The 4415-nt window shown below is 69.7% G+C and carries 3 protein-coding genes and 1 pseudogene; 2 read left to right on the top strand and 2 right to left on the bottom strand.

Features of this window, described 5'->3' with window-relative positions:
- The coding region (locus BJF83_RS01025; RefSeq protein WP_143831737.1) for a serine protease at positions 1–2243 on the bottom strand (2243 nt) is incomplete at its 3' end.
- 49 nt (positions 2244–2292) lie between these two features.
- Entirely contained in the window at positions 2293–2631 is a 339-nt protein-coding gene (locus BJF83_RS01030) for a trypco2 family protein (RefSeq protein ID WP_075924809.1), read from the bottom strand.
- Between the two features lie 647 nt (positions 2632–3278).
- Between BJF83_RS01030 and BJF83_RS28185 the strand changes: the two are divergent.
- Positions 3279–3404 (top strand): annotated as a pseudogene (locus tag BJF83_RS28185) (helix-turn-helix domain-containing protein); the annotation flags it as partial.
- A gap of 530 nt (positions 3405–3934) precedes the next feature.
- Positions 3935–4327, top strand: a complete 393-nt coding sequence (locus BJF83_RS28190; protein ID WP_262391220.1) for a hypothetical protein — start codon at positions 3935–3937, stop codon at positions 4325–4327.
- Positions 4328–4415 lie beyond the last annotated feature (88 nt).

Below are 4415 nucleotides of genomic sequence, written 5' to 3' on the forward strand. Positions count from 1 at the left end.
TCGGGTAGGTAGGCGTCGGGGCGTTGCTGGGCCAGGGTGCGGCAGAGCTCGACGGCCTCGGTGATGGCCTCCAGGGCTTCCTCGCGCCGCCCCAGGCCCGCCAGGCGGATGGCTTGGCTGTTCAGGGACAGGGCGAGGTCGGGCAGGAAAGCGTCGGGGTCCTTCGCGGCTTGTTCCCGACGGGCTTTGACCATGCGGTCACTCACCTGCCCGGCCCATTCGGCCAGCCGGTGGCTGAAGTGGGGAAGAGCAGCGCTGAGCTGCGCAAGGACCTCGATAGGGGTCGCGGTGTCGGCTGTGGTCTGTTCCAGGGCCCGCAGGAGCGGGCCGGGGTTCTCCGCCTGGGTGGCCACGTCAACAGCCGCTGGCCCCAGGGCGCGGATGTGGCGCGCGCACAACGCGGTCAGGTGCGTGCCCAGGCCGGGTAGGGCGGGGTGCGCGGCGGCGCGGGTGTACAGGGTCACCAGCCGCTCAGCGTCCGCAACGGTGATGGTGTTCAGGTGGGGGTCGAACAGGGCGGGGTTGGTGTGGAGACGCGTGCCCAGGAAGTACTCCAGGAGCCGGTCGGGTTGCAACCGTCCCCACACACCGGCCTCGCCGGTGGGGTACAGGCTGTTGATCCATCGGCGGATCTGGTGCTTGCGGGCGGTGGTCTGCCCTTTCAGCACCGTCACGTTGTCTAGGAGGTGGTCGGCTTCCTCGATGCCGGCCGGGGTGAGGGTGAAGGCCAGGGCCAGCACGTCCCGCAGCGGGTGTTGGAGTTCGGCTTCGTCCAGTTGGTGGGCGGTGGCGGTGTGGGTCCAGTACCGGTACTCGTGGGCCAGGACCCGGCCCTCGACCGCGCTGTCGGGGGTGGTGGTGGGGGGTTGGGTGGTGTCCAGCAGGTCGGCTAGGGCGCGCATGTGCACGCTCAGCACGGTGTCCCACCCGGGCCCGGACAGGTCGGGGTCGGGTAGGTCGGCCGCGACCTGGTCCCAGTCGGCCGGGGTGGGTGTGCGGGCCGTGGGCAGGGCGGCGGCGAGGTGGCCCAGGGCGGTGCGGTACTCGCGGGCCCGGTCGACCGTGCGAGGGGCCAGCGGGGGCAGCGGGATCTGTCGGGTGATGTCGGCCAGCAGGTGGCCGGTGGTGGTGTTGACCTGTTCCCACCACTCGCCCACGGTGCGCACCAGCAACAGCAGCCGGATGGGGGCACTGCCCGGGGGACGGTCGCACAACTCCAGCAGGCGCCTCAGTTGTGTGGTGCGGGTCTCGGCGTAGTCCACCACCAGCAGCAGAGGAACCGTGGTGTCTGTGACCGGTGCCAGCTCTTCGGCGGTGGTGGTGTCCTTGACCCACACGGTGGCCCAGCGCCGCCCGGGGGTGTCGGGGTGGGCCAGGTGTGCGGTGAGTTCGTGGCCCAGGCGGGTCTTGCCCTGCCCGCCGGGCCCGTGCACCACCACCGCGGACAGCGCTTCGTTGCTCTCGCACCAGCGGATGAGGGTGTCCATGGTGTCGTCGCGGCCGTGGAAGTCCACCACCTTCCGGTGGGCCTCCAACAGCGAGGCGGGGGAGGGACGGTGGTGTGTGCGTGGGGTGTGGGCCAGGTGGGCGAGCTCGACCGGCTCCAACACCACGGACACGTCGTGATCGGCCAGGACGGCTCGGAAGCCGGGTCGTGGTGGAGCGCGTAGGCGGGAACAGCCTCCAGGCTGGCGTGGGCTCGGTGGGCGGGGTCGTGGCCACCACCCCCACCACCAGACCCTCGCACACCAACGCGGCCCCGGACAGCCCGCCCCACGTGACCCGTCCTGCTCCCAGCGGGGTGGGTGGGTGGTGATGTCCAGGACGTAGCGGTCACCGATCATGCGGTTGCCGGGGTTGATGGTCCCTGAGGGTTGGGAGGTCTCCACCGGACGTCCCTGGCGTTGGACCAGGTCGGGGTAGCCCCAGGTGTGGCAGGAGATGCCGGGGCGGTCGGTGACCAGCCGCCCCCACCGCGTACGGACCGGTGGGGCCGTCCAGGTCGGGTCGGTGACCTCGACCAGGGCGGCGTCATCGCGCCCGTGGGGGGTGCCCCGCCACACCACCCGGCCGGTGTAGGTCTGCTCGTCGGTGGCGGTGCCTGCGGGGGTGGACAGCGACACCTCGCCGTCGACGTGAGGGACCACGTGGGCGCAGGTCAACACGAGCCGGGGTGCGATCACACACCCCGACCCGGCCCCTGTGGGGCTTTCAACGCGGGCGATGTGCGCGGCCGTGGGCATCGGCACTTCCTGAATGGTGAGCGGTCAACGGGGATGCGGGGCTGGGTGGTCAGCGTCCGATGTGCTTGGACCGGTCCCCGGTGCCGGTGGCCTGGTTGGTGCTGGTGATGGACACGTCGCCGTTGGGGGTGTTCTTGTGGCGGGGGGTGAGGGTGAAGGACACCCGGTGGGTGCGGGCCCGGCTCGCACCGGCTTCGACCTCTCCGGAGGCGATCCACGCGGAGAGTTTGCCTTTGGCTTTGGCGTCGGCGCGGAACTGGACCTCGAAGTCCATGGTCACGGGGCCGACGTCGAAGGTGAGGTCGGGGCTGTGGGCTTCGGCCTCTGCGACGGCCTCGGTCAGTTCCTCGCGCAACGTTCGGACGGCGTCGGTCAGGCGCAGTTCCACGCCGGTCTCCTCCAGGGGAACAGGGGTATGGGGCGGGTTTCTACGATCGCAGAATCCGGACGGTGATGTGGGGTGTGGAGGGTGTTGGCCGTATCCGGCCAGGCTACTCATCGTGCCGTTCTCTGGCGTTGGGTGTGGGGTGAGGGTTTGGTGGGTGCCGGGATCGCCTCCCGTCACTCCCGTGCGCCGACCAGTTGTTGGGTTCGGTCTCCGGGCAGGGGCACGCGTGAAAGTGGTGCCGGTGGGGCTGGGTCCTATCAGCATCGCGTTGACCGCGGACGCTACGCCAGTGTGCTGCCAGATGCGGGGGAGGGGGCGGCGCGGCTGGTGCCATGCGACTCCGGCCAGACCAAGGGGCGGGGAGACCGAGGCGTCCACGAGGCCCGGTCCCATCCTTTGGTCCCAGCAGGGGAAGGTAACTCCTGGCCGCCGTCGAGTAGGGCCGTGAACGGGTTTTGCGGCCTGCTCGGCGAAGCTCGAACCTGTGGCCGCCGGAGGAGAACCGCGTGAGCACCATCGCGACGGCCCGCCTGGGGCGACCGAGGACGAGCGATCTGGTAATCACGGCTTGATCGCGCCCCTGACACCACAAGGGTCCCGCTCTACGCTGATGGTGCGCCCCCATCAGGAAGAAGCGGGACCCACACGTGGACGATACCTCCGCGGGCGACCGGCTACGCGAACTCCGCCGCCACCGTGGCCTCACTCAAGAAGCCCTCGCCGAACGCGCCGGACTCAGCATCGGCGTTATCAAGAAGATCGAGCGCGGAGGTACCGCCCGCGTCGAGACCTATCACGCGCTCGCCCGGGCTTTGAAGGTCACGACCTCCGTTCTGTTCGAGTCGTCTGGCCCACGCCAGAACCCGAACGCGGACGATGCCAAGCTCGACCTGCTCGCTCTTCGTCAAGCCATCTCCCCGGCCATGACGCTCAGCGGTCGGCTGGACGTTGACCAGGCCGACGAGGAGCCCGACCTGGACCGGTTGCGGGCCGCTGCGGAAGCGTCAGCGATCGCTTACCACCGCGACAAATATCCGGCCATGGGCGAACTGCTCCCCGAGTTGGTCAAGTCCACCCACACTGCGGTTGACCACTTCACCACGGGCCCCGAACACGACACCGCGCTGAGGATCCGATCTGAGGTGCTGCAGATGGCGGGCCGGTACCTCACTCAGGTACGGGCCTATGACCTCGCGCACATGGCGCTCACAGACGCTGTGCGGGACGCTGTGGCGGTCGGGGATCGGTTGAACGCCGCGTCGGCGATCATCGGTCAGGCGTGGATCCTGTTGCGCCAGGGGCGTTGGACGAAGCAGAACAGGTCGCCGCGAGCACGGCCGATGAGGTGGAGCCGCGTGTCTCCTCGGCGACGCGTCAGGAGCTGGCGGCGTGGGGGTGGCTGCTTCTGCGTGCGTCCGCCGCGGCGGCCCGCAACAACCGGCCCGAGGAAGCCCGGGAGTTCGCGCGGCTCGCTCAGACTGCGGGTGTCGCGGTCGGCACCGAGGTGACCGATCACCTGCGGGGATGGGGCACGTTCGGGCCGCTGACGGTGAGGTTGAAAGCGATCGAGAACCAGATGGTCGCGGACCGGCCCGACCGTGTGCTCGCGATGGCGGAACAACTGCCGGGAGGGGTTGGCCGGTCAACGTCGGATAACTGGAACCGTCACCGGTTGGACGTGGCGCGCGCTCATTAGAGGACCATCCTTTGTGCAGCCCTCTCGAGTAGGGTTGTGACCTCTCGGTCCCGGTGGGTGCATGGCCAGTAGTGCGAGCCGTTCGACG

This window comes from Nocardiopsis sp. CNR-923, assembly GCF_001942255.1.
Classification (GTDB): Bacteria; Actinomycetota; Actinomycetes; order Streptosporangiales; family Streptosporangiaceae; genus Nocardiopsis.